An 18,678-nucleotide genomic window follows, 5' to 3' on the forward strand; every position below is an offset into this window, starting at 1 on the left:
GTGACGGTCCCGGCAGTGTTGTGAACAAGCTAATGTCCAATTAAAAACATCTGCTGTCAACCTGTTAAGTTGGCTAGGCCGGGACAGTCTTGTCAGGCATCGCCACTGGAAAGGGATTGGGGAAGCGAGGTGAGCTTGTCGGGGTTCCGCATTATGAACACCGCTACGATCCGGCCATCGTCGATGATGAACGACTGCGCCGATTCGAGCTTGCCGCCGACATAGCGCAGCAGCCCGGGTTCGCCATTGACGCGCGCGGCGCGGTACACGACCTCGGACGGGAACTGGTGCTCCAGCGACCAGTAGACGCCGGCCACGCGGCCCGCCCCGTGTAGCACGCGGTGGAAGGACTTGACCTTGCCACCGCCGTCGGCGACCAGTTGCACATCCTCCGACATCATCGCCTTCATCGACGCACGGTCGCCGCTGGCCGCAGCCTGCATGAACTTCGCCAGCAGTTCGCGGTGCGCGTCCTTCGGCACATCGAAGCGCGGGCGCTCCTGTTGCACCCTCTCCTGCGCCCTGTGCACCAGCTGGCGGCACGACGCTTCGGACTTGCCCAGCATGGCTGCGATATCGGCGTAGTCCTGGTCGAACACCTGCCGCATCAGGAAGGCGGCGCGCTCGTCCGGCGATAGCCGTTCCAGCACCCACATGAAGGCCACCGACACCTCGCTTGCCTGTTCCGCCGCGCTCTCGGGTGTGCGTTCATCCACTTCCACCAGCGGCTCCGGCAGCCACCAGCCGATGTAGGTTTCGCGTTCCGCCTTGCGGGTGCGCAGGCGGTCGATGGCCAGGCGCGTGGTGACGGTGACCAGCCACGCCTCCATCGACTCCACCCCGGCATGGTCGCTGCCGTGCCAGCGCAGCCACGCGTCCTGGACCACGTCCTCCGCATCGGCGCGCATGCCGAGCATGCGGTACGCGATGGAGAATAGGCGCGGCCGGAGTGCGGCAAAGACATCGATGTCGTCAGGGCGGGTGTGGTCGGTCATGGTGTAGCAAGTGGAGACGTTGGACGGGGACGGTGACTACAGTGTAGTCCCGTCCCCGCGCGGACAGCCGGCAGCGGCTTACATGCCTGGAGGCGGCACTTCCGGGATCTGGTTGCGCAGGCTCAGGTTGAGCATATTCCATCCCTTGATCACGGCTACCGCGTAGCTGAGTTCCACGATTTCAGCGGGGCTGAAGTGCGGCTGCAGCTCCGCATAGGCGGCGTCCGTATCGTCGCGCTGCGGCAGCGCATTGACAGCTTCCGCCCAGCCCAGCGCGGCGCGTTCGCGGTCGCTGAAGAACGGCGCCTCGCGCCATCCCGCGATGGCGTTCAGGTGGCGCGGGTTGGCGTCGTGCTTGATCAGTTCGCGCCAGTGCATGTCGATGCAAACGCCGCAGCCATTGATCTGCGAAACGCGCAGGTTGATGAGTTCGACCAGATGAGCGCCGATCGAGCTGTTCTTCACGGATGCCGACAGGTTGATCATCGCCTTCAGGTTGGCCGGGGCAAGCGTGTAGAAAGGGAGACGTGCAGTATGGGTCATGGCGTGCCTTTGACTTGAGGGCGGACGGCGCGGGATGCGCCTTCCATACCCTGTAAGACGGGCGGGACGCGCTGGTTGTGACAGCTTTGCGATCTTTTTTATTTGCCGAGCAGCACCAGCGACTGATTCCACTCGCCTTCCCACTCGTACAGGAAGTCATGCGCCTTGAACGCGCGCTTCAACTGGGAAATCGGCACGCGGTACACATCGTTCAGCCCAAGCGCCAGCGTAACCGGGTTCCACACCGCCTTGTTCTTGCCCTTCTTGGCGCTGGCCTTCACGCGCGAGCCGTCGTCGCCGAAGATGCCGCCGGCATCCAGCAGCGCCTGCGCGAGGTCGATCCGCACCAGCGAGCCGAAAGCCGCCAGCACCTGCTCCCGGTTGATCCCGGCCTGCGATTCCTTTGCTGATTCGGCCTTGGCGGGCTGCGGTTCGGCGTCGCGCTTCAGTTGTTTGGCCAGGCGCTCCAGGTCCTTTTTCAGGAAACGCAACTCGTGAAGTTCGCGCCGGAAGCCGGGAGCGTCGAGCTTCGCCACGATCTTGTAGGCGTCCTTGGTCATCGTGATCAGCACATCGCTGCTTCCTTCTGCCAGCCGCCTGGTGTCGCCCTCGTAGAAAATCGGCGCGGCATAGCCGCCGTTAGCGTCGCCGAACAGCTCCGGATGGTTGGCGTCATAATCCAGCCATACATAAGGAATCAGCGCATTCTCGATCAGCCGCGCCAGTGTCCATGGCGTGCCGGTTTGCTGCGCCATCCACTCGCAAGCCTGTTCTGTGGTCGCCCGGAAGGGTAGTTCGATAATTGTCATTTCTCTTTTCGTTTTCGTATGCGGGCTGCCGACGGCCGTGCACAGGATTCGCGCCGTGCCTTATCATGCTGGCGGCCATGATATGTTAAACAGCCCGATCCAGGAAAAAAGGCAGCGCGTTGGACCAACTACAGCAAGGATTTCTCCTCACCCGGCACTGGCGCGACACGGCGGCCGGGACGGAGGTCGAGTTCTGGCTGGCGACCGACGCCGGCCCGCGCCACATCCGCCTTGCGAATCATCCATCGGTGGCTTTCATCCCGGCCGAACAGCGCGCACAGGCAGAGCAGGTCTTGCAGGCCGAACGCGGCTACGAGTTGCGCCCGCTCGCCCTCAGCGATTTCCACCACCGTCCCGTGCTCGGCTTGTATTGCACGCAGTACCGCCAGCTGCTAAAACTGTCGAAGCGCCTGCGCGAATACGGCGTCGACGTGTACGAAGCCGATATCCGTCCGCCCGAACGCTACCTGATGGAACGCTTCATCACCGCGCCCGTCGTGTTCGACGGTGCAGGCAATCCGGACGCCAAAGGCCCGCTGCTTGATGCGCTGATGAAGCCCGCGCCCGGCTACCGACCGCAGTTGCGGCTTGTGTCGCTCGATATCGAAACCACCGCGCACGGCGAACTGTATTCCATCGCGCTGGAAGGATGCGGCCAGCGCCAGGTCTACATGCTGGGGCCTCCCAACGGCGGCAGCGAGGCGCTCGACTTCGACCTCGAATACTGCGACAGCCATTCGCGGATTCTGGAGAGGCTGAACCAGTGGATGGAAACGCACGACCCTGACGCCATCATCGGCTGGAACCTGGTGCAGTTCGACCTGCGCGTCCTGCAGCGCCACGCGGAGCGCAACAAGATTCCGCTGCTGCTCGGGCGCGGCGGCACTCCGATGGAATGGCGCGAACACGGCAGCAAGCAGCACTTCTTCGCGGCTGCCGCGGGCCGCCTGATCATCGACGGCATCGAGGCGCTCAAGTCGGCCACGTGGAGCTTCCCGTCGTTCAGCCTGGAGCACGTTTCGCAGGCGCTGCTCGGCGAAGGCAAGTCCATCGACAATCCGTACCAGCGAATGGCGGAAATCGACCGCCGCTTCGCCGAGGACAAGCCGGCGCTGGCGCGCTACAACCTGAAGGACTGCGAGCTGGTGACGCGCATCTTCCACAGGACCGAGCTGCTGACCTTCCTGCTCGAACGCGCCAGCGTGACCGGGCTGGCCGCCGATCGCAGCGGCGGATCGGTCGCCGCGTTCGAGCACCTGTACATGCCGATGATGCACCGCCAAGGCTTCGTGGCGCCCAACCTCGGCGACGTCGCCGGCGAAAACAGCCCGGGCGGCTATGTGATGGATTCGCGTTCGGGCCTGTACGACTCGGTGCTGGTACTCGATTACAAAAGCCTGTACCCCTCGATCATCCGCACCTTCCTGATCGACCCGGTCGGGCTGGTCGAAGGCACGCGCACCGAAGATGGACAGGCGACGGTGGAAGGCTTCCGCGGCGCGCGCTTCTCGCGCGACAAGCACTGCCTGCCCGCGATCGTCAAGCAGATCTGGGACGGCCGCGACGCGGCCAAGCGCGACAACAACAAGCCGCTGTCGCAGGCGCTGAAGATCATCATGAACGCATTCTACGGCGTGCTCGGGTCGAGCGGTTGCCGCTTCTTCGACCCCAGGCTGGCGTCGTCGATCACGCTGCGCGGGCAGGAGATCATGCACCTCACGCGCCGGCTGATCGAGGAGCAGGGTTATGACGTGATTTACGGCGACACCGACTCCACCTTCGTCTGGCTCAAGCACGCGCATGGCGAAGAGAAGGCGGCCGAAATCGGCCGCGCGCTGGTAAAGCACGTCAACCAGTGGCTGGTGGAACACTTGCGAACGGAATTCCGGCTTGACAGCGCGCTGGAACTTCAGTTCGAAACGCATTACCGCCGCTTCCTGATGCCGACTATCCGCGGTTCGGACGAGGGCAGCAAGAAGCGCTATGCGGGCCTGATCCGCATGCCGGATGGCAGCGAGACCATGGTGTACAAGGGCCTGGAGACGGTGCGCAGCGACTGGACGCCGCTGGCGCAGCAGTTCCAGCAGGAGCTGTACATGCGCATCTTCAAGGGCGGACCATACCAGGACTACGTGCGCGATTTCGCCGCGCGTACCGCTGCGGGCGAGCTTGATGAACTGCTGGTGTACCGGAAGCGCCTGCGCCGCACCCTGGACGATTACGAACGCAACGTGCCACCGCACGTGCGCGCGGCGCGCATGGCCGATGAATACAACCGGAAGCACGGGCGCCCGCTGCAGTACCAGAATGGCGGGTGGATCCGGTATGTGATCACCGTGGCGGGGCCAGAGCCGCTGGAGACGCAGCGGTCACCGATCGATTATGAGCATTATTTGACGAAGCAGCTGCAGCCTGTCGCCGATGCCATATTGCCGTTTGTGGGGGATGATTTTTCGAAGTTGACGAGCCGTCAAAGGACGTTGTTTTAGGCGCCCCAAAACGAATTCCCGTAGGGCGGACAAGCGCGAAGCGCTTGTCCGCCCTACGTGTTAATAGCTTACGAAGCCTCTTTCAACTGCTCCAGGATCGCCGGATTCTCCAGCGTCGAGATATCCTGAGTAATCGTCTCGCCCTTGGCCAGCACGCGCAGCAGGCGGCGCATGATCTTGCCCGAACGGGTCTTCGGCAGGTTGTCGCCGAAACGGATCTCCTTCGGCTTCGCAATCGGACCGATTTCCTTCGCGACCCAGTTGCGCAGTTCCAGCGCCAGCTTCTTCGCCTCATCGCCGGTCGGGCGCGCCTGCTTCAGCACCACGAAGGCACAGATCGATTCGCCGGTCGTGTCGTCCGGCTTGCCCACCACCGCCGCTTCCGCGACCAGCGGGTTGGCCACCAGCGCCGACTCGATTTCCATCGTGCCCATGCGGTGGCCCGACACGTTCAGCACATCGTCGATACGGCCGGTAATGGTGAAGTAACCAGTGTCCTTGTTGCGGATCGCACCGTCGCCAGCCAGATACATACGGCCACCCAGTTCCTCCGGGAAGTAGCTGGTCTTGAAGCGCTCCGGGTTGCCCCAGATGGTGCGGATCATCGACGGCCACGGGCGCTTGACCACCAGGATGCCGCCCTGCCCGTTCGGCACGTCGTGGCCGGCTTCGTCGACGATCGCGGTCATGATGCCCGGCAGCGGCAAGGTGCACGAACCCGGCACCATCGGCGTGGCGCCCGGCAGCGGGGTGATCATGTGGCCGCCGGTTTCGGTCTGCCAGAAAGTGTCCACGATCGGGCATTTCTCGTTGCCGACATTCCGGTAGTACCACATCCAGGCTTCCGGGTTGATCGGCTCGCCCACCGAGCCAAGCAGGCGCAGGCTGGACAGCTTGTAATTCTTCGGATGTACCTTCGGGTCGACGTCCGACGCCTTGATCAGCGAACGGATCGCGGTCGGCGCGGTGTAGAAGATGCTGACATTGTGCTTGTCGATGGTGTCCCAGAAGCGGCCGGCGTTCGGGAAGGTAGGCACGCCTTCGAACACGATTTCGGTGGCGCCGACAGCCAGCGGACCGTAGGCGATGTAGGTGTGGCCGGTTACCCAGCCGATGTCCGCCGTGCACCAGAACACGTCGCTTGGCTTGATGTCGAAGGTCCATTTCATGGTCAGCGCGGCCCACAGCAGGAAGCCGCCGCTGGCGTGCTGCACGCCTTTCGGGGTGCCGGTCGAACCGGAGGTGTAAAGGATGAACAGCGGGTGCTCGGCGTTGACCCATTCAGGCTCGCACTCGGCCGGCTGCGCTTCGACCAGGTCATGCAGCCAGGTGTCGCGGCCTTCGGTGAACGAGATTTTGCCACCGGTGCGCTTGTAGACGATGACGTCCTTCATCGTGGTGCAGCCGCCCAGCGCCAGCGCCTCGTCGACGATGGATTTCAGCGGCAGCTGCTTGCCGCCGCGTACCTGCTCGTCCGCCGTGATGACGGCGACGGCGCCCGCGTCGATGATGCGCTCCTGGAGCGACTTGGCCGAAAAGCCGCCGAACACCACCGAGTGGGTGGCGCCGATGCGCGCGCAAGCCTGCATCGCGGCCACGCCTTCGATCGACATCGGCATGTAGATGACCACGCGGTCGCCCTTCTTGATGCCGCGCGATTTCAGGCCGTTAGCAAATTTACAAACTTTTTCGTACAGCTGCTGGTAGGTGGCGCGGGTTGTGGTGCCGTCGTCCGCTTCGAAAATGATGGCGGTCTTGTCGCCCAGGCCATTCTTGATGTTGCGGTCGAGGCAGTTGTAGGAGACATTCAGCTCGCCGTCGTCGAACCACTTGTAGAACGGCGCTTCGGATTCGTTTAGCGTGGACGTGAATGGCTTGTGCCAGTCCAGGTTCTCGCGTGCGAGGCGCGACCAGAAACCTTCGTAGTCGCTTGCCGCTTCCGCACACAGCTTGTTGTAGGCGTCCATGCCCGAAACGGCGGCCTGCGCCTTGAATTGCGCCGGCGGCTCGAAGATGCGGTTCTCCTGCAAGCCGTGAATTTCTTCCTGCTGATTGGTCATGCCTGTCTCCCTGTAGGTTTGCGCTAGTTTGGCAAGTACATTAGACACCGTCGCTTACTGCCCCCTTACAGTGCAAAAAAGTCCACGATGCCGCTTTGTTATGGTGCGCCGCATCCGGCGCTTGCTGGCTGTGATTTTACCAACGTTTCAATCGCTGCCAAAGTCCGCACCTTGCAAAACGTCATCGCCTAGCCCGTGTAAAATGACGCATCGCAAATTTCTGCATTCCATTGGAGCATTGACCGCATGGCCGTTCCGCGCAATACGAACACCCTTCCTGCACGAATGACGCCCCTGAACCGCGTGATTTTCGCCAGCCGCTGGCTCCAGATGCCGCTATACCTTGGCCTGATCCTGGCGCAGTGCGTCTACGTGTTCCATTTCTGGGTCGAGCTGAAGGACCTGATCGGAGCGGCGATGGGCAATGTGGATTCGCTCAAGCACCTGCTCGACGCCGTCACGGTGCCGGACGCGCCGCGCCCGGATAAACTGAACGAAGCAACCATCATGCTGGTGGTGCTCGGCCTGATCGATGTGGTGATGATTTCGAACCTCCTGATCATGGTGATCGTCGGCGGCTACGAGACCTTTGTGTCGCGCATGAACCTGGAAGGCCATCGGGACCAGCCGGAATGGCTGTCGCATGTAAACGCCTCGGTCCTGAAGACCAAGCTGGCGATGGCGATCATCGGCATTTCTTCGATCCACCTGCTGAAAACCTTTATCAACGCGGCCGCCTACGAACCGAAGGTGCTGATCGCGCAAACCGTGATCCACTGCGTGTTCCTGGTGTCCGCGGTTGCGATCGCGTATACCGACCGCATCATGACGGCGACCCAAGCCGCCTCAAAAGCCAATCATTAACATCAACCGAGAATTGCCATGACCGTCATCAAACAGGAAGACCTGATCGAATCCGTCGCCGCCGCGCTTCAGTACATCAGCTATTACCACCCTGCCGATTACATCCAGCACCTTGCGCGCGCGTATGAGGCGGAACAGAGCCCGGCGGCGAAGGATGCGATCGCCCAGATCCTGACCAACTCGCGCATGTGCGCCGAAGGCAAGCGCCCAATCTGCCAGGACACCGGCATCGTCAACGTGTTCCTGAAGATCGGCATGGGCGTGCGCTTCGAAGGCTTCAGCGGCACCGTCACCGACGCGATCAACGAAGGCGTGCGCCGCGCGTACAACTTCGACGATAACAAGCTGCGCGCCTCCATCGTGGCCGACCCGCAGTTCGACCGCAAGAACACCAAGGACAACACCCCGGCCGTGGTCCACATGGAACTGGTCGAAGGCGACACCGTCGACGTCAAGGTCGCGGCCAAGGGCGGCGGCTCCGAGAACAAGTCGAAGTTCGTCATGCTGAACCCGTCCGACTCGCTGGTCGACTGGGTGATGAAGACCGTGCCGACCATGGGGGCGGGCTGGTGCCCGCCAGGCATGCTGGGCATCGGCATCGGCGGCACCGCCGAAAAGGCGATGCTGATGGCGAAGGAAGTCCTGATGGACGACATCGACATGTATGAGCTGAAGCAGCGCGGCCCGCAGAACAAGACCGAAGAACTGCGTATCGAACTGTGCGACAAGATCAACGCGCTGGGCATCGGCGCGCAGGGCCTGGGCGGCCTGACCACGGTGCTCGATGTGAAGATCATGATGCACCCGACCCACGCCGCATCGAAGCCGGTGGCGATGATCCCGAACTGCGCCGCTACGCGCCACGCGCACTTCGTGCTCGATGGCTCCGGACCGAGCTACATCGAACCGCCTGCGCTGTCGACCTGGCCGGAAGTGCACTGGACCCCGGACACCGAAAAATCGCGCCGCGTGAACCTCGACACCCTGACCAAGGAAGAAGTCGCATCGTGGAAGCCGGGCCAGACCCTGCTCCTGAACGGCAAGATGCTGACCGGCCGCGACGCCGCGCACAAGCGCATCCAGGACATGCTGGCCAAGGGCGAAAAGCTGCCGGTTGACTTCACCAACCGCGTGATCTACTACGTCGGCCCGGTCGATCCGGTGCGTGACGAGGCCGTCGGCCCTGCAGGTCCGACGACCGCGACCCGCATGGACAAGTTCACCGACATGATGCTGGAGCAGACCGGCCTGATCGCGATGATCGGCAAGGCCGAGCGCGGCCCTGCGGCGATCGAATCGATCAAGAAGCACCAGTCGGCCTACCTGATGGCGGTCGGCGGTGCGGCCTACCTGGTATCAAAAGCGATCAAGAGCGCGAAAGTGCTGGGCTTCGAAGACATGGGCATGGAAGCGATCTACGAGTTCGACGTAACCGACATGCCGGTAACGGTGGCAGTCGACTCGCAAGGCACCTCGGTCCACAACACCGGCCCGAAGGAATGGGCCGCCAAGATCGAAGCGCTGAACGTCCCAATCGTCACCGCTTGATTCGTTAAAATCACGTAGGGCGGATAAGCGGAGCGGTGGAGCGCGGGTTTCGAATCGCGCGCGATGAGCGCGCGGAACGGTCTCCGCTTGCAGCGGAGACTCCTTTATCCGCCATTCACATGCTGAATGGCGGATGCGCTTTTTTTTTTTCACTGGCCGAAAACTGCGCTACCATTCGCAAATATGACCACGACGACGTCCCCCAACACCAGCGCCCCCATCGGCGTATTCGACTCCGGCGTGGGCGGCCTGTCGGTGCTGCGCCACATCCACGCCCAGCTCCCGCACGAACACCTGATGTACTTCGCCGACTCCGGCTTCGCCCCCTACGGCGACAAGCCCGAGCAAGTGGTCGCCGAACGCTCGCTCGCCATCGCCGCCTTCCTGGTCGAACGCGGCGCCAAGGCACTGGTAGTCGCCTGCAACACCGCCACCATCGCCGCCATCCGCCTGCTGCGCGAGCACTACCCCGACTTGCCCATCGTCGGCGTCGAGCCCGGCCTGAAGCCTGCGGCGGCCGCCTCACGCAGCGGCAAGATCGGCGTGCTGGCAACCGAAAGCACCTTGGGCGGCGAGAAATTCCTGCAATTGCGCGAACAAGTCGCGCAGACCAGCAAGGTGGACTTCCTGCTGCGCGGCTGCACCGGCCTCGCCGACCAGATCGAACTGGGTGAACTGGACTCCGCCGCCACCATGGCCATGCTCGAAGGCTACGTAGTGCCGCTGCTGAACCAGGGCGCCGATACGCTGGTGCTCGGCTGCACCCACTACCCTTTTGTGAGCGCCGCGATAGAAACCATCGCGCGCCGCAGCGGATCGAAAGACGTGACGCTGATCGACACAGGCGACGCGGTAGCGCGCCAGCTGGCCCGCCTGCTGGCTGCGGCTGAACTTGCCAACCGGTCGCAGGCGAAAGCCGGCATCGAAGGCTTCACCACGGGCAGCGCGAGCGCCCTGTCGGTGGCATTCAGCGGCCTGCTGGGGCTGCAGGCGCCGGTCACGGAAGCCGTGCTGAGTCCCGTGTAGAAGGCATTTCCGCCATCACGGCAATTAGATTTGCCAATCCAAAAATAAGTTTGTATAATCTCTAGCTGTCCCGGAAGCATCGAGACAAATGCAAGTTCAGTGGTGGCTGTAGCTCAGTTGGTAGAGTCCAGGATTGTGATTCCTGTTGTCGTGGGTTCGAGCCCCATCAGCCACCCCATTTTCTGAACGTGCAATCCAACAAACATCAAAGCCGCCCTGTGCGGCTTTTTGTTTTCAGAGTCAGTTCACGCGACTTGGCTGGCATCGTCAGGCGACTACTACCTCGCACAAGTCCGGCGCAGGTTGCACTTGCATCGGAGCAGCCTTGAATCGCTGCTCCGCCTGCCAAATGTCATAGGCGCTTTGCTCCGCCAGCCACAAGCGGGCGTCGCCGCCACGCTCAACGCCTAGCCATGCCTCGATGCGCAATGCCATTTCAGGCGAGATTGCGGCGTGGCCATTGAGCACGCGGGACAGCGTTACCCTACTTACGTCCAGTTGTTGCGCGGCTTGGGTTACGGACAGTCCCAGCGCGGGCAACACGTCATCGCGCAGGGTCAGGCCGGGATGCGGTGGGTTAAACATGCGTGCCATAGTTGGCCCCCTTCTTAGTGGTAATCTTGGTAATCAACCAGCACGGCATCCATGCCATCGAATTTTGAACGTCATGCGCCAGTTGCCACTAACCCATACGGAAAATTGCCCGTGGAATTCGCGCCCCTTTAAGGGGTGCAACTTCCAACCCGGCAGGTTCATGCCCTGGGGACTCGGGCTCTCATTCAGGCGGCGCAACATGGCGCCAAGTCGCTGGGCATGGGCAGCTTGAATGCCGGCCATGCTTCCCGTCTCGAAAAACGCCTTCAGGCCCTTATGCTGAAACGATTTTATCATGTCACATCGTAACGCGTAACGTTACGCGCATCAATGCCATTCCATTCACCCTTTGTGCCATATCAACCCAACCGTGCGCTGCCACAATCGTGCTATAAATGTAAAAAAGACATCGGGAGATTGACATGGATCAAACGGAACGCCGCGCCGAAGACCGGCGCCACGATCATGAGATGGCCGGCACTGTGAGCGAGGCACTCGCCTTCCAGCGCGCTTTCGGCGATGACGCGGCCCAGCGCTTCCTGAAAATGCGCGGCATCGAAGGGGAAGTCGCGCAGCAGGCGCTGCTGGACAACTACGACCGCCGCCAGGCCAACCGCCGCGCCATTGCGCGCGCCGCGATCTGACTGGCCTGTACTGCTCAGACGGGCTTTATGACGTACACGCAGCGGCGCGCGCCCGACAGCAGGTGCTCGGCGCGCTCGACGCTGCAGCCCTCCCCCATCACGCGCTGGAAAATTTCCAGCTCCGATCGGCAGAAGTTCTGGCATTCGGTCGCGGCGGCACAGATCGGGCAGTGGTTCTCGATCAGCAGCACGCTGCCGTCCCCGCGCACTTCGGTGTCGGCCATGTAGCCTTCCTCGCCACGCGCATGCGCGAGCGCGGCCACACGGCCGGCGAGCTCGTGCGCCTCGTCGACCTCCTGCTTGTAATGCGCTTCAATCGCCACCTCGCGCGCCGCGATCAGGCGCTCCAGCCCCGCTTCGCCAAACACCGAGCGCACCTGCTGGATCATGTTGACCGTCAGGTCGGAATGACGGTCGGGGAAGCGCGCATTTCCTGCCGCCGTCAGGCTCCAGCGGCGCGACGGGCGGCCTGCCTTGTCGGCCACGTCCGCGTGGGCGGCCAAGCCTTTTTCTTCGGCGGCTTCCAGCTGGCGGCGCGCACCCATCGAAGTAAGCCCTAACATAGCGGCAACCTGCTGCGCCGTCTGGGGACCGCGCGTCTTCATCAGGTAAAGAACCTTGTCGAAAGTGTTCATCGCGCGGCCTCGCTTGCCTGGGATGCCGCCATTTCGCCGTGCCAGCCTTGCAGGCGCCAGCTCGCCCATGCCGCCAGCAAGGCGCCCAGTCCCAGCACCAGGCGGGTGTCGACCAGCGCAAGTAGGGAGCCGGCCACCGCCATCAGGATGTTCGCGAGACAAAAGGTGGTGGACAGCAGGCCCATGACAGCGCCCTGCCCGTGGTCGCCGAAACGCTCGGCGCACCAGCCGGGTACGACCGCGTTGTAGCAGGACATCGGCACACCGAACAGGATGATGGCAGCCATGCCGAAGCTGGCATTTCCCGCGGCGACCGTGCCGACAGCGCAGGCCACGCCCATCGCATTCCACGACGCGCGGCGCAACGGCGCAATGGCGCTGGGGCGCCCGCCGAACAGCGACACGGCCGTCATCACGGCGCACATGGCAGCCGTCATCCACGCGATGCCGCGCGCGTCGTAAGCGGCCACTTCGACCAGCCAGAGCGGATAGAACTCATAGAACGCGGTAACACCGCAGGTCAGCGCAAGCTGCACGATGAACAGGCGGCGCAGTTCGTCGTGGCGCAGCAGGTTCAGCGAGTGCTGGTCGCGCGCGACCTGCCACCATGAGGTCGTCGCCGTCGATGCCGCTTCGCGCGGCAGCGCCAGAGCCACCAACAGCGCGGACAGCAGCAGCGCGGCGGCGGCGGTCCAGAACGGGACGGTCAGGCCGAAGCCGAGCGTCGCCGCGGCCATTAGCGGGCCGACCAGCCAGCCAAGGTAGAAGGCGCCGTTCAGCCACGACATCGCGCGCAGGCGCAGCTGGCCGCTCAGGTGGTCGGCCAGCAGCGCGCGCGCCACGGCGCTGCGCCCTTCCAGCAGGCCGGTGGCGAAGCGCGCGAACAGGAACAGCGGATAGGATTCGGCCACCAGCGCCAGCGCCGACAACCCGTGGCCGCAGGCGGCGCCGAGCGAGGCCAGCACCATCATCGGACGGCGGCCGAAGCGGTCGGACAACGGGCCGAGAACGGCGGAGCCGATCAGCAGGCCGAGCGGGTTGATCGCCAGCGCCACGCCCAGCAGCGACTTGGGCGGCAAGTCCATGAAGGAATTGAGTCCGTTGGCGACGCCCGAGGCGAACAACGGCGGCAGGATTGGATATGGCAGCGCGGCGCCGACCGTGGACAGCAGGGCCATCAGGCAAGCGGCGGCGATCAGGAGAGCATGTTGCATGGGTTGCCAGGAACATTCGGAAGAAGCGAATGCTATCATGGGCCGGCCAGTAAGTAAACCAAAATGTTTATTTACTGCACCTACCTGCGCTGGATCGGACACGCCTCCACCGGCTTGCGCGCCGCATCGAGCCCAGGCGGACCAGATGACAACAGGGCGAGGGTAACAGCGAACGCACGCAGCGCAGCGCGCGGGTGGGAACAAATGGGGAGGGGTAAAACAACAGCGGCCCCGAAGGGCCGCTGCATAAAGCCTCGATTAGTCGAGCTTCCAGGCGTAGTCGACCTTGGTCCAGGTCTGCGCCGGGGCGCCGTCCTTGGTACCCGGCTTGAACTTGCAGGCGCTGATCGACTTGATCGCCGCCTTGTCCAGGTTCTTGAAGCCGCTGGTCTTGTCCAGCTTGGAATCGGCCACGCTGCCGTCGGCGTTCACCAGGAACGACATCGACACGGTGCCCTGCTCTTCGTTCATCAACGACGCTTTTGGATACTCGGCCTTGCAGTTTTTGGAATCGAAGCTTGCCGGAACTTCAGCAGCTACAACAGCAAAGCTTACGCCCGTCAGTACCAGGGCGGCGACAACACGAAGACAACGCTTATTTGTAGACATGATTCTCTCCCAAAAATTTTTTGTTCTGCTATCTAAGAATTACAGCGACCAAACGTAGTCGACCTTGGTCCAGGTCTGGGCAACCGCACCATCCTTGGTACCTGGCTTGAACTTGCATGCGGAAATCGCTTTTACCGCTGCCTTGTCCAGGTTCTTGAAGCCCGAGCTCTTTTCGATCTTCGATTCGACAACCTTGCCGTCGGCCGACACCAGGAAGGCCATCGTGACGGCGCCCTGCTCTTCGTTCATCAGCGAAGTCTTTGGATATTCAGCCTTGCAGTTCTTTGCGTCGAAACTTGCCGGTACTTCTGCTGCGAAACTGGTGCTGCTGACAGCGGCGAAAGACAGGGCGGCGATGATGCTGGTACGCTTGTTCATGTTATTTAAAATCCCAAATCGTTAAAAATTCAAAACCCACTCAATACTGCGAACCCTTAGAATTCTTCCCACTCGTCATTGCCGGCCGCGGCAGTGATCTTGCGCGGGGCAGGCGTTGCCGCCGCAGGGGCCGGACGCTTGAGCGCCGGCTTGGCTTTGGCGACGACGGCCGGGGCCTTGGCCACCGGGGCAGGCGCCGCCGGAGGCGCGTCTACCTGGACCAGCTCGCCTTCAACCAGCTTGAAGATGCTGACCACGCGCGCCAGTTCGCCGGCCTGGTCTTGCAGGCTCTGCGCTGCAGCAGCCGCTTCTTCCACCAGCGCCGCGTTCTGCTGGGTCATGCTGTCCATCTCGATGATCGACAGGTTGACCTGCTCGATGCCTGCCGACTGTTCCTGGCTTGCATTGGCGATCTCGCTCATGATGTCGGTCACGCGCTTGACGCTGGCAACCACTTCGTCCATCGTTACGCCGGCCTGGCCGACCAGCTTGCTGCCGCGCTCGACCTTCTCGACGGAGTCGCCGATCAGGGTCTTGATTTCTTTCGCTGCCGCTGCCGAACGCTGCGCCAGGTTGCGCACTTCCGACGCCACCACCGCGAAACCGCGGCCCTGTTCGCCGGCACGTGCCGCTTCCACCGCGGCGTTCAGCGCCAGGATGTTGGTCTGGAAGGCGATGCCATCGATCACGCCGATGATGTCGACGATCTTGTTGGCCGAAGTGTTGATCGAACCCATGGTGTCGACAACCTGCGCCACCACGTCGCCGCCCTTGCGCGCCACGTCCGATGCGGTCGCCGCCAGCAGGTTGGCTTCACGGGCATTGTCGGCGTTCTGCTTGACGGTCGAAGTCAGTTCTTCCATCGCCGACGCGGTCTTTTCCAGTGCGCTGGCTTGCAGTTCGGTACGCGACGACAGGTCGATGTTGCCGGCTGCGATTTCACGCGAGGCGGTGCCGATGGTTTCGGTGCCGCCGCGGACCTGGCCGACGATGCCTTTCAGGCTGTTGCGCATTTCGCGCACTTCCATCAGCAGGCTGCCTTCGTAGGCTTGCGCGGTGTCGATGCGGACCGACAGGTCGCCGGCGGCGATGCTGCTGGCGATCTTGGCGGTGTAGTCAGGCTCGCCGCCCAGCTGCTTGAGCAGGCCGCGGGTGATGAACCATGCCAGCAGCAGGCCGATGGCGCCAGCTGCGAGGCCGAGGATGATCATGGTGTTGCGTGCGTTGTTGAAGCCACCTTCCGCTTCGAGCTGCGCCTGTGCGCTCATCTTCACTTCGAGTGCGGCCAGCTGGTCCAGGGTGTCGATCCACTTCTTCTGTGGCGGACGGATTTCCTTGATCAGCACGCGGGTCGCGCCCAGCGCGTCGTTGGCCAGCCACAGTTCCGACGCCTTGGCGATCGCGGGCATGGCCAGCGCTTCGGCTTCCTTGATTTGCGCCAGCAGCGCTTTTTCCTGCGGCGAACCTTCGCGGGCGAACTTGTCGCTCAGCTTCTTCTGGTCGTCGGCGTACTTGTCGGCCTGGTCCTTGATGGCCTTCATTTCCGGTTCCATGTCGGCCGGATCGGTCATCATGGTCAGGACCTTCAGCGATGAAATGCGGGTGTTGACGTTGTTGCGCATGTCGACCACGAGACGCGAGACGACGTTGTTGACGCTGACCACACGGTCAAGGCGGTCCTGGATCTCGGCCATGCGGAAGATGCCGACGATGGTGACAGCCACCATGAAGAACAAAACTACTGCGAAACCAAGGCCAAGGCGGGTCCCGACCTTCATGCTGGATAAATTCATCTCGTGTCTTTTCTATGTTTCGTATTGATCGAAATCGCTTGGATCATTGCAGCGCAGGCGCCGCGGAACTGCTGCTGACTGCCACGCAATGAACCTCAACGTGTTTCCGTCAGGATAAATCAAATAAATGACTGCGCATGCAAAAAAACTTTACGCAGGCACATATTGTTTCGATAGAACAACAGTTGTAACAATCCGTGTGCAGATGTTGCCGGGGAGCAGGTATTGAATTATAGATTCGAATCTTGCCTTTAAGCAAGCAAAACTGAAGATTTAACAAGGAATGCGCGCGCTGTCAATACGCCGATGAAAGCGTGCGAGTTTGCGCTATCCCAGAGTGCGACGGAGGGTAAAACGGCACCCTGGACGGGCGCCTGTACGGGGCCGGGATGGCCCCGTGTGTTGCATTTGCGCGTCAGGCGCCTGCCATGTGCGCGCAGGCGTCCAGCAGGAGGTGGGCATCGCCTTTCGACAGCCTGGACGGGTCGGACATGGCCTGCCGGAACCCGCGAGCACCTGGCAGTCCGGCCATGATGCCCAGCATGTGGCGGGTGATGGTATTGAGCTTCAAGCCGTGGGCGCCATGGGCGGCGAGCTGGGCCTGGATGTAGGGAATCATCGCTTCCAGCACCTGGACGCGGGTTTTGACTGCGGAGTCGTCGCCGTAGAAGCGCGCATCGTACTCGGCCATCGCGTAGGGATTGTGGTAGGCCTCGCGGCCAAGCATCACGCCGTCGACATGCTGCAGGTGGCTGGCCACCTCGTCGCCGCTCTTGATGCCGCCATTGATGATGATTTCCAGGTCCGGGAATTCGCGCTTGAGCTGGTAGGCGACTTCATAGCGCAGCGGAGGAATCTCGCGGTTTTCCTTCGGCGACAAGCCCTTCAGGACGGCGTTGCGGGCGTGCACGATGAAGGTTTTGCAACCCGCATCGGCGATGGTGCCGACGAAGTCGCGCACGAAGCCGTATTCCTCGTTGCGGTCGATGCCGATGCGGTGCTTGACAGTGACGTCGATGCTCACCGCATCGCGCATCGCCTTGACGCAGTCGGCCACCAGCTGCGGCTCGGCCATCAGGCAGGCGCCGAAGGCGCCCTTCTGCACCCGCTCGGACGGGCAGCCGCAGTTCAGGTTGACCTCGTCGTAACCCCACTCCTCGCCCAGCTTTGCGCTTTTGGCAAGGTCGGCCGGGTCGCTGCCGCCCAGCTGCAGGGCGACCGGATGCTCTTCCTCGTTGAAGCGCAGGTGGCGCCCGATGTCGCCGTAGACCAGCGCGCCGGTGGTGACCATCTCGGTGTACAGCCAGGTGTGGCGCGTGATCTGGCGATGGAATACGCGGCAGTGGCGGTCGGTCCAGTCCATCATCGGGGCGACGCTCAGCCTGCGCCCGCCAATGGCGCCCGGCTTTTGTTGCTCATTATTGATTGGACTGACGCTATTACTCATCTGCAACTTTCAATTGGATAGGCCGCGCGCGTGGCTGTTCCCGGACCCTGCCTATATATAGATAGCAAACATGCCACGATGTCGCCCTTGTGGCGGCGGCAGATATGGAGGGAGTTGGAACAGGACGGTGCTGTAGGCGCAGTGCGGCGCGCGCGATGTACTGGAGCAGCATTTTACCGTCGTTCCGCCAACGGCGCACGAAAAGGACTCGCAGACCGGTCAGCCGCCCCCAGCCAGGCTGCGCGCCAGGAAACCGCTCACTGCCGCGATCACGGCCTCGGGATGCTCCTCGTACGGCACATGCCGGCAGTCTTCCAGCACCATCAACTCAGCGTGCGGAACGCGCCGCTGTATTTCGTATAACTGATCCAGTGTCCCGTATTGGTCCTGCCTGCCCTGCACCGCCAGCAGCGGGCTCGCGATGCTTTCGATCGCCCCGGCCACGTTCCAGCCGCTGAACGCGGGCGACAGCCAGCACCTGCTCCAGCCATTGAACACGCCAGCCGGGTCATCGTGCAGCCGCGCGAGATGGGCCGCCATGCGTCCGTCGTCCCAGGTGACCTGCAGCCGCGCGATGCGCTCGCGCGCCACCTGTTCGACAAACACATGCGGGGCAAGCACCACCACTGGGCCGGCACGCTCCGGGAAGGCCGCCGCATACAGCAGCGCGATGGTCGCGCCGTCGCTGTGCCCGAAGATAACCGGGCGTTCGCGCGCCGCGTCGATGCCGAGCGCCTGGAACAGTGCCGGCAGGTTCTCGCGCGCCTCGCGCTCCAGGTAATCCAGCGGCCAGCCTTGCCCGGATCCGGGCCGCGTGTCCGAATGCCCGTAGCCGTAGCGCGAAAACACCAGGCCGCGGCAACCGGTTGCTTCGCACAAGCTGCGCGGCCAGCCGCCCCACATCGCGGCCGAACCGAGGCCTTCGTGCAGGAACACGATCAGCGGCGCATCTTTCCGGCCACTGGCGATCCATTCGTATTCAAGCGTGACGGGCTGCCCGTCGATGGCGATCGATGTGCGCTGCAAAGGC

The 18,678-nt window shown here is 62.7% G+C and carries 18 protein-coding genes and 2 tRNA genes; 7 read left to right on the plus strand and 13 right to left on the minus strand.

The features are described 5' to 3' along the window. Positions 1-92: 92 nt before the first annotated feature. The 3 genes from D3872_RS19310 to D3872_RS19320 all read right to left on the minus strand — a co-directional run bounded on the left by D3872_RS19310 (position 93) and on the right by D3872_RS19320 (position 2,347). Positions 93-995, minus strand: a complete 903-nt coding sequence (locus tag D3872_RS19310) for an RNA polymerase sigma-70 factor (RefSeq protein WP_119812343.1) — start codon at positions 993-995, stop codon at positions 93-95. 78 nt (positions 996-1,073) lie between these two features. Then, positions 1,074-1,538, minus strand: a complete 465-nt coding sequence (locus D3872_RS19315) for a carboxymuconolactone decarboxylase family protein (protein ID WP_119812344.1) — start codon at positions 1,536-1,538, stop codon at positions 1,074-1,076. A gap of 98 nt (positions 1,539-1,636) precedes the next feature. Next, complete coding sequence (locus D3872_RS19320) at positions 1,637-2,347, minus strand: hypothetical protein (RefSeq protein ID WP_119812345.1); 711 nt, start codon at positions 2,345-2,347, stop codon at positions 1,637-1,639. A 119-nt stretch (positions 2,348-2,466) separates the two neighbouring features. Here D3872_RS19320 and D3872_RS19325 point away from each other — a divergent pair, with 119 nt between their 5' ends. Next, positions 2,467-4,836, plus strand: a complete 2,370-nt coding sequence (locus D3872_RS19325) for a DNA polymerase II (protein ID WP_119812346.1) — start codon at positions 2,467-2,469, stop codon at positions 4,834-4,836. Positions 4,837-4,904: 68 nt separating this feature from the next. On the opposite strand, the gene acs is transcribed toward D3872_RS19325, so the two are convergent. Beyond that, positions 4,905-6,896, minus strand: coding sequence for an acetate--CoA ligase (gene acs, locus D3872_RS19330; RefSeq protein WP_119812347.1), 1,992 nt, complete (start codon positions 6,894-6,896; stop codon positions 4,905-4,907). A gap of 246 nt (positions 6,897-7,142) precedes the next feature. Between acs and D3872_RS19335 the strand changes: the two genes are divergently transcribed. The 5 genes from D3872_RS19335 to D3872_RS19350 all read left to right on the plus strand — a co-directional run bounded on the left by D3872_RS19335 (position 7,143) and on the right by D3872_RS19350 (position 10,512). After that, a complete protein-coding gene (locus D3872_RS19335) occupies positions 7,143-7,760 on the plus strand; it encodes a YqhA family protein (protein WP_119812348.1) in 618 nt (205 codons plus the stop codon). Positions 7,761-7,778: 18 nt separating this feature from the next. Further along, on the plus strand, positions 7,779-9,308 hold the full coding sequence (locus D3872_RS19340) for a fumarate hydratase (protein WP_119812349.1): 1,530 nt from the start codon (positions 7,779-7,781) through the stop codon (positions 9,306-9,308). Between the two features lie 18 nt (positions 9,309-9,326). Continuing rightward, positions 9,327-9,422, plus strand: a tRNA-OTHER gene (locus D3872_RS25785). Between the two features lie 69 nt (positions 9,423-9,491). Beyond that, positions 9,492-10,334, plus strand: a complete 843-nt coding sequence (gene murI / locus D3872_RS19345; protein ID WP_119812350.1) for a glutamate racemase — start codon at positions 9,492-9,494, stop codon at positions 10,332-10,334. A 102-nt stretch (positions 10,335-10,436) separates the two neighbouring features. Next, positions 10,437-10,512, plus strand: a tRNA-His gene (locus tag D3872_RS19350). A gap of 89 nt (positions 10,513-10,601) precedes the next feature. Here D3872_RS19350 and D3872_RS19355 read toward each other — a convergent pair. Both D3872_RS19355 and D3872_RS19360 read right to left on the minus strand, forming a co-directional pair. After that, positions 10,602-10,928 carry a HigA family addiction module antitoxin gene (locus D3872_RS19355; RefSeq protein WP_119812351.1) on the minus strand — a complete coding sequence of 109 codons (327 nt, stop codon included), beginning with the start codon at positions 10,926-10,928 and terminating at the stop codon, positions 10,602-10,604. 33 nt (positions 10,929-10,961) lie between these two features. Next, positions 10,962-11,225, minus strand: a complete 264-nt coding sequence (locus D3872_RS19360) for a type II toxin-antitoxin system RelE/ParE family toxin (RefSeq protein WP_370660980.1) — start codon at positions 11,223-11,225, stop codon at positions 10,962-10,964. 125 nt (positions 11,226-11,350) lie between these two features. Here D3872_RS19360 and D3872_RS19365 point away from each other — a divergent pair, with 125 nt between their 5' ends. Beyond that, positions 11,351-11,572, plus strand: a complete 222-nt coding sequence (locus tag D3872_RS19365) for a hypothetical protein (RefSeq protein WP_119812352.1) — start codon at positions 11,351-11,353, stop codon at positions 11,570-11,572. A 14-nt stretch (positions 11,573-11,586) separates the two neighbouring features. On the opposite strand, the gene D3872_RS19370 is transcribed toward D3872_RS19365, so the two are convergent. The 7 genes from D3872_RS19370 to D3872_RS19400 all read right to left on the minus strand — a co-directional run bounded on the left by D3872_RS19370 (position 11,587) and on the right by D3872_RS19400 (position 18,674). Continuing rightward, positions 11,587-12,207 carry a helix-turn-helix transcriptional regulator gene (locus D3872_RS19370; protein WP_119812353.1) on the minus strand — a complete coding sequence of 207 codons (621 nt, stop codon included), beginning with the start codon at positions 12,205-12,207 and terminating at the stop codon, positions 11,587-11,589. Beyond that, positions 12,204-13,421 carry an MFS transporter gene (locus tag D3872_RS19375; RefSeq protein WP_119812354.1) on the minus strand — a complete coding sequence of 406 codons (1,218 nt, stop codon included), beginning with the start codon at positions 13,419-13,421 and terminating at the stop codon, positions 12,204-12,206. The genes D3872_RS19370 and D3872_RS19375 overlap by 4 nt, the downstream gene beginning before the upstream one ends. A 258-nt stretch (positions 13,422-13,679) precedes the next feature. Then, positions 13,680-14,030 carry an energy transducer TonB gene (locus D3872_RS19380; protein WP_119812355.1) on the minus strand — a complete coding sequence of 117 codons (351 nt, stop codon included), beginning with the start codon at positions 14,028-14,030 and terminating at the stop codon, positions 13,680-13,682. A gap of 39 nt (positions 14,031-14,069) precedes the next feature. Continuing rightward, positions 14,070-14,408 (minus strand): energy transducer TonB, encoded by a 339-nt coding sequence (locus D3872_RS19385; RefSeq protein WP_119812356.1) that lies wholly within the window; start codon positions 14,406-14,408, stop codon positions 14,070-14,072. Positions 14,409-14,464: 56 nt separating this feature from the next. Beyond that, a complete protein-coding gene (locus D3872_RS19390) occupies positions 14,465-16,201 on the minus strand; it encodes a methyl-accepting chemotaxis protein (protein ID WP_229459418.1) in 1,737 nt (578 codons plus the stop codon). A 415-nt stretch (positions 16,202-16,616) separates the two neighbouring features. Beyond that, the gene (gene dusA, locus D3872_RS19395) at positions 16,617-17,648 is read right to left on the minus strand and encodes a tRNA dihydrouridine(20/20a) synthase DusA (protein WP_119812358.1); all 1,032 of its coding nucleotides are present in this window, start codon (positions 17,646-17,648) and stop codon (positions 16,617-16,619) included. Positions 17,649-17,867: 219 nt separating this feature from the next. Continuing rightward, entirely contained in the window at positions 17,868-18,674 is an 807-nt protein-coding gene (locus tag D3872_RS19400; protein WP_229459419.1) for an alpha/beta fold hydrolase, read from the minus strand. Positions 18,675-18,678: the final 4 nt, after the last annotated feature.

The organism is Massilia cavernae (assembly GCF_003590855.1).
Taxonomy (GTDB): domain Bacteria; phylum Pseudomonadota; class Gammaproteobacteria; order Burkholderiales; family Burkholderiaceae_D; genus Telluria_A; species Telluria_A cavernae.

Coding starts and splice junctions, on each gene's coding strand:
- D3872_RS19310 (WP_119812343.1), bottom strand. CDS start 995: ATGACCGACCACACCCGCCCTGACGACATCGATGTCTTTGCCGCACTC.
- D3872_RS19315 (WP_119812344.1), bottom strand. CDS start 1,538: ATGACCCATACTGCACGTCTCCCTTTCTACACGCTTGCCCCGGCCAAC.
- D3872_RS19320 (WP_119812345.1), bottom strand. CDS start 2,347: ATGACAATTATCGAACTACCCTTCCGGGCGACCACAGAACAGGCTTGC.
- acs (WP_119812347.1), bottom strand. CDS start 6,896: ATGACCAATCAGCAGGAAGAAATTCACGGCTTGCAGGAGAACCGCATC.
- D3872_RS19335 (WP_119812348.1), top strand. CDS start 7,143: ATGGCCGTTCCGCGCAATACGAACACCCTTCCTGCACGAATGACGCCC.
- D3872_RS19340 (WP_119812349.1), top strand. CDS start 7,779: ATGACCGTCATCAAACAGGAAGACCTGATCGAATCCGTCGCCGCCGCG.
- murI (WP_119812350.1), top strand. CDS start 9,492: ATGACCACGACGACGTCCCCCAACACCAGCGCCCCCATCGGCGTATTC.
- D3872_RS19355 (WP_119812351.1), bottom strand. CDS start 10,928: ATGGCACGCATGTTTAACCCACCGCATCCCGGCCTGACCCTGCGCGAT.
- D3872_RS19360 (WP_370660980.1), bottom strand. CDS start 11,225: ATGATAAAATCGTTTCAGCATAAGGGCCTGAAGGCGTTTTTCGAGACG.
- D3872_RS19365 (WP_119812352.1), top strand. CDS start 11,351: ATGGATCAAACGGAACGCCGCGCCGAAGACCGGCGCCACGATCATGAG.
- D3872_RS19370 (WP_119812353.1), bottom strand. CDS start 12,207: ATGAACACTTTCGACAAGGTTCTTTACCTGATGAAGACGCGCGGTCCC.
- D3872_RS19375 (WP_119812354.1), bottom strand. CDS start 13,421: ATGCAACATGCTCTCCTGATCGCCGCCGCTTGCCTGATGGCCCTGCTG.
- D3872_RS19380 (WP_119812355.1), bottom strand. CDS start 14,030: ATGTCTACAAATAAGCGTTGTCTTCGTGTTGTCGCCGCCCTGGTACTG.
- D3872_RS19385 (WP_119812356.1), bottom strand. CDS start 14,408: ATGAACAAGCGTACCAGCATCATCGCCGCCCTGTCTTTCGCCGCTGTC.
- D3872_RS19390 (WP_229459418.1), bottom strand. CDS start 16,201: ATGAATTTATCCAGCATGAAGGTCGGGACCCGCCTTGGCCTTGGTTTC.
- dusA (WP_119812358.1), bottom strand. CDS start 17,648: ATGAGTAATAGCGTCAGTCCAATCAATAATGAGCAACAAAAGCCGGGC.